The sequence below is a fragment of the Acinetobacter sp. UBA1297 genome, assembly GCF_002307755.1.
Taxonomy (GTDB): domain Bacteria; phylum Pseudomonadota; class Gammaproteobacteria; order Pseudomonadales; family Moraxellaceae; genus Acinetobacter; species Acinetobacter radioresistens.
On the sequence record NZ_DBUF01000006.1, the window covers coordinates 417212 to 421780 of the forward strand.

General features: G+C 38.3%; 4 protein-coding genes and 1 pseudogene. 1 reads left to right on the forward strand and 4 read right to left on the reverse strand.

All coding sequences use genetic code 11. From position 1 onward, the window contains the following. The 3 genes from B3R63_RS03605 to B3R63_RS03615 form a co-directional block, all read right to left on the reverse strand. A partial coding sequence (locus B3R63_RS03605) for an amidase family protein (RefSeq protein ID WP_414630830.1) occupies nt 1–1033 on the reverse strand: 1033 nt, incomplete at its 3' end. A gap of 11 nt (nt 1034–1044) precedes the next feature. Further along, nucleotides 1045–1488 carry a CopG family ribbon-helix-helix protein gene (locus B3R63_RS03610; RefSeq protein WP_286728321.1) on the reverse strand — a complete coding sequence of 148 codons (444 nt, stop codon included), beginning with the start codon at nt 1486–1488 and terminating at the stop codon, nt 1045–1047. After that, nucleotides 1481–1612: a hypothetical protein gene (locus B3R63_RS03615; protein ID WP_286728322.1), complete on the reverse strand. Its 132-nt coding sequence runs from the start codon at nt 1610–1612 to the stop codon at nt 1481–1483. The genes B3R63_RS03610 and B3R63_RS03615 overlap by 8 nt, the downstream gene beginning before the upstream one ends. Before the next feature lie 608 nt (nt 1613–2220). Here B3R63_RS03615 and B3R63_RS03620 point away from each other — a divergent pair. Next, nucleotides 2221–4191: an ATP-dependent nuclease gene (locus B3R63_RS03620; protein WP_286728324.1), complete on the forward strand. Its 1971-nt coding sequence runs from the start codon at nt 2221–2223 to the stop codon at nt 4189–4191. A 23-nt stretch (nt 4192–4214) separates the two neighbouring features. Here the strand turns inward: B3R63_RS03620 and B3R63_RS03625 are convergent. Then, nucleotides 4215–4569: pseudogene (locus tag B3R63_RS03625) on the reverse strand (acetyl-CoA carboxylase biotin carboxyl carrier protein subunit); the annotation flags it as partial.

Genomic DNA, 4569 nt, shown 5'->3' on the forward strand with positions numbered 1-4569 from the left:
GGGCGCGTTCATATTCATCCTGCATGGCATCGACCGCACTGAACCGGTCTGCCTGCGCAATAATCTGGCCAATGACCGGATGGGTCTGCTCGCGTTGCACCATTTTTTTCACGGCACTGGTACGTTCAGCTACCCAAGAGCGATTGTAAAGTGCAGTCGCCAGTTGCTGAAATGGAGTAAAATCAATCGGCTCAACCGTATAACCCAAACTTTGTGCACGTACGATCGCCAGCTGGAATGCTTTTTCAGTTTCAGCATCGCCATAAAATTCCAGTGTATCCGGAATGGCAATTTTCCCTTTTGAAAATTGGCTCGGTACATCCTGAGGATGCATTCTGGAATAATCATCACTGGCATCATAGCCCTGCATGACTTGCGCCACCTGCCAGGCATCATCTACCGTTAATGCAAAAATCGAAATCACATCGATGGTGCGACAAGCCGGAATCAGGCCGGTAGTCGAGAACCAGCCTTTGGTCGGTTTGAGTCCGACAATGTTATTGTGCCCTGCCGGTACACGTCCTGAACCTGCAGTATCTGTACCCAGTGAAAATGGCACTACTCCGTTTGCAACGACTACACTGGAACCCGAACTCGAACCGCCACTGATATATTCTTGATTAAAGCTGTTCTTCACCGCGCCATATGGCGAGCGAACACCGACCAGACCTGTCGCAAACTGGTCCAGATTGGTTTTACCAACGACAATCGCGCCAGCAGCTTTTAATTTGGCTACTGCTGTTGCATCGGCAGTCGCCAGATAAGCTGCCTCTTTACATGCTGCCGTGGTATAGAACCCCGCAACATCAATATTGTCCTTGACTGCAAATGGCACCCCATAAAGTGGCAAGCTTTCAATATCTGCACCAGTAAATGCATCAATTTGTGCCTGTAATTGTGCTGCCGTCGCAATTGAAATCCAGGCATGATCATCATTATTCAACCCGACAACATACTCAATCAGGTCATTGAGCTGGATATTCTTGTTCTGGTAAGCATTTTTCCAGTCCTGTACAGTCCATAAGTTGTGCACAGCTGTTCTCCTTAAGTGTGTTCAGTATTTTGTGGAATAGGTGGCATGACGGCATCCATCAGTTCGAGATGCCCTTTAATCACGCCTTTCAATGCAATAAATTGTTCGCTAATTTCTTTCAGGTCACTGCTCGCACCCTGCATTAGCATGACTTGCAGGATTTTTTCATCATCCAGCTGGATATGAAGTGAATTGATCACTTGTGCCAGATATTGCTGTTGCAGATCGACCAGCTGACTGCGCAGCGGTTTCAGGCTGACGTCATAGAGCAAGGTAAGTGTGCCAACCATGACTTCATCGCGAATCACCAGATCATCAATCAGGTGGCGGTTAATCATGTCGACAATGGCCTGCGAGCGGCTTTCATAGTGCTGCTCGACAATTTTTTGATCCATCGCATGTAGCGTGGTTTCTGGCAAGGTGATACTGATCCGTGCCAATTTTTGTTTAGGCACGATGTTGATCCTTGGGTTGATATCGGGAAGACTGTTTAATGTAAAAACCTGCGCGTACGCTGAGCAGCTCAACCAGAAAGTGAAGCCGTGGATGCATTTTTTTATTTGATAGCGAATTGTTCATGTGCATCTCCTGTGGATATTACAAAACCATAATTTCGTATTACTTAGGAAAATGCAGAAAGCGTGCCAGGTTTTAATTATTTGGATGAGGTGAATAAACTTTTATAAAAGAGCGAAAAAAAGCCCCATAACAGTGAGATGGGGCTTGTTCTAAAGCAAAAGTAAGTTTTGTATTTCACCGGTTTATTCCATTTTTCTTGCTCATGTCCTTGCTATTGTTTTTATACATGCATGGTTAACCGATGTTTGTGATTGAGTGATCAAGTGTATTGCTCTCCTCTATTTATGCTATAAATAAATGCAGAATGCGTGCAAAAATATAAAAGTAGAATAGATTTAAACAGAATGCTTTTAAAATCGATTACATACATATATAAGCCAGAATAAGGATGATTTAATTTTATTAAGTTCGGCTAAAAAATAGCCCATTTTGCACCATTGGGGTTCGAGTGTGCATCAAAGTGTGGCTGAGTGATTCAGACCGTTATCTATCTAAGTGTTATTCTTCTAAAATAAAGACCAATCAGATTTGATCAATCACTATTTTATAACTCATTTGAAAAGTGATGAATTACTGCTAAATTAGCATCCATATTTGGGGGCATTTTTATGACAGAAAAATTATATTATTGGGCTGAAAATTTAAAGAATTACATTTCTGATAATGAAAAGGACTATGACCAAATTATAGAAATAAAACGTCTTAATTTTTTTATTGGTAAAAATAATGCGGGAAAAAGTAGGTTTCTTCGAGAGCTTTTTCTATCAAAATATAAGATAAATGACTATAATTTTTTAGATAATAAGAATGTCTTTTCTGAAATTTATCCTATAGTTATTTCTACTGATGGTAGTCTAATAGGCGATAGCACTTTTTTCGGAGGTTCTAAGAAAACTGAATTATTAGATAAATTAAAACAATTAAATAGTCAGTCAAAACAATTTCATCCTGAGTCAATACATAATTTAAAACAAGAAATTTCTAAATTTCGATTCAGTAAAAATGATGCTACCGTTAAAATTTCCGATGTTATAGATAAATATTTGCAATCTTATGCAAAATTATATGTCCCAATTCTTCGTGGCATGCGTCCTGTGACAGAATACGAAAATAAACAACCTTATATAGAACGTGCTCAAAAAGATTATTTCCCTGACAAAGAAAAATTCAATTCCAAAAACATTATTACGGGTGAATGCTTATACCATGAACTTAAAATTCATCTTCTAGGTGAACCTGAACAACGAGAATTGATAAAAATATACGAAGAAAAATTAAGTCAGTATTTCTTTGATAATGAACCAGTCTCACTAATACCAAAACATGACCAAGATGTTGTAAATATTAAAATTGGAAGCGACAAACAATTCCCTATTTCACAATTAGGTGATGGTCTACAACAAGCTATTATTTTAACTTATGAAGCATTCATCAACAAAGATAAAACACATGCTTTCTTTATAGAAGAACCTGAGCTTCACATGCATGCAGGTATGGTTCGCCAATTAATGAACTTCTATCTGAATGAGACCCTTCATTATTACTTCTTTACAACACACTCAAATCACTTACTCGATATGGCGGATGAATCTGACCAAGTGATGATTCAAAAGTTCGTAAAGCAATCGAAACAAGATAATCCAAACGAATTCGAATTTAAAATTTATCGTTGCGACCGTGATCGTGACTTACTTGCTTCATTAGGCGTACGTCCTTCTTCTATTTATTTGGCTAACTGTACGATTTGGGTGGAAGGCATTACAGATCGACTGTATATCACTAAATATATGCAGAAATATTTAGATGTATTAAAACAAGAAGAAGCTTTAGTGGTTGAAGGAAAACCTAATAATTTAGATTTATATAAATTTAGGTTATTAGATATTCAAAGATTAATGCCGAATTACCATTACACATTTGTGGAATATGCTGGTAGTAACTTAACGCATTGGGATTTTAGTGAAGAATTTACTGATCATTTAGATGATTGCGGTATGAATGCTCTCTTAACTTCTAGTAGTGTGTTTCTTATAGCTGATGGTGATATTAAAACTAAAAATAAAGGCATGAGAGCTACAAGTTTAGAAGAAAAACTAGGAGAAAAGTTTTTCCTTTTAGAGTGTAAAGAAACTGAAAATACCCTGCCATCAAACATTATTTATCATGCTTGCCGTATTAAATTTTTAGGCTTAAATAATGCTTTTCAGGATGATGAGACAAAAAGAAATGCTCTTTCCAATCATCTATCCATGGATGGTATGCAAGCAGATACCAAAGAAGGTTTTGATATTGTCACTCTAATAGAAGAACATGATTATTTTCATGCAAAAAATGGTATTGGTAAAATTTTTGATGACCAAATTAGAGTTGGTAATCCTAGAACCACTGATGACAAGCCTAAAAAATGTTTTTCTGACCAATCAGGCACTATTAAAGAAAAACTTAAATTTTGTCGCTTAGTTCTAACGGTCATGGATCATGTTGAATGGGAATTAACCGAATCTGCCAAAGAACTATGTGAAAAAATTTTCGAACACATTATTTCTGAAAACCCTTTACCAAATAAAAAGACCGCTTAAGCGGTCTTTTTATTCCTATCTCATCAAGCCACAGGCGCCAACGTAAACAACACCTGCCCCGTTTTCACCGTTTGCCCTTTTTCAATCGTAATCGCATCGACACGCATACGCTCAGGCGCAATAATTGGAATCTCGATCTTCATCGCTTCAATCACNNCCCGACTGACATTCAATTTTCCAGATTGAACCGGGCATATGCGATTCCACCGCACAACCACCTTCAGGCACTTCAACACCTTCACCATCATCCACAGCATCTAGGCTTTCAGAGACATATTCCGCCAGTCCTGCTTCATGCCAGCGACGGCGCTCTGCATCAAAATTAGCTTGTTGCACCGCTTTAAATGCTGAAATAGATTCTTGGTTTTCAGTTAAGAA

What these genes read in the sequence shown, in the direction of transcription:
- B3R63_RS03615 (WP_286728322.1), bottom strand. Translation starts at nt 1,612, where the DNA reads ATGAACAATTCGCTATCAAATAAAAAAATGCATCCACGGCTTCACTTT.
- B3R63_RS03620 (WP_286728324.1), top strand. Translation starts at nt 2,221, where the DNA reads ATGACAGAAAAATTATATTATTGGGCTGAAAATTTAAAGAATTACATT.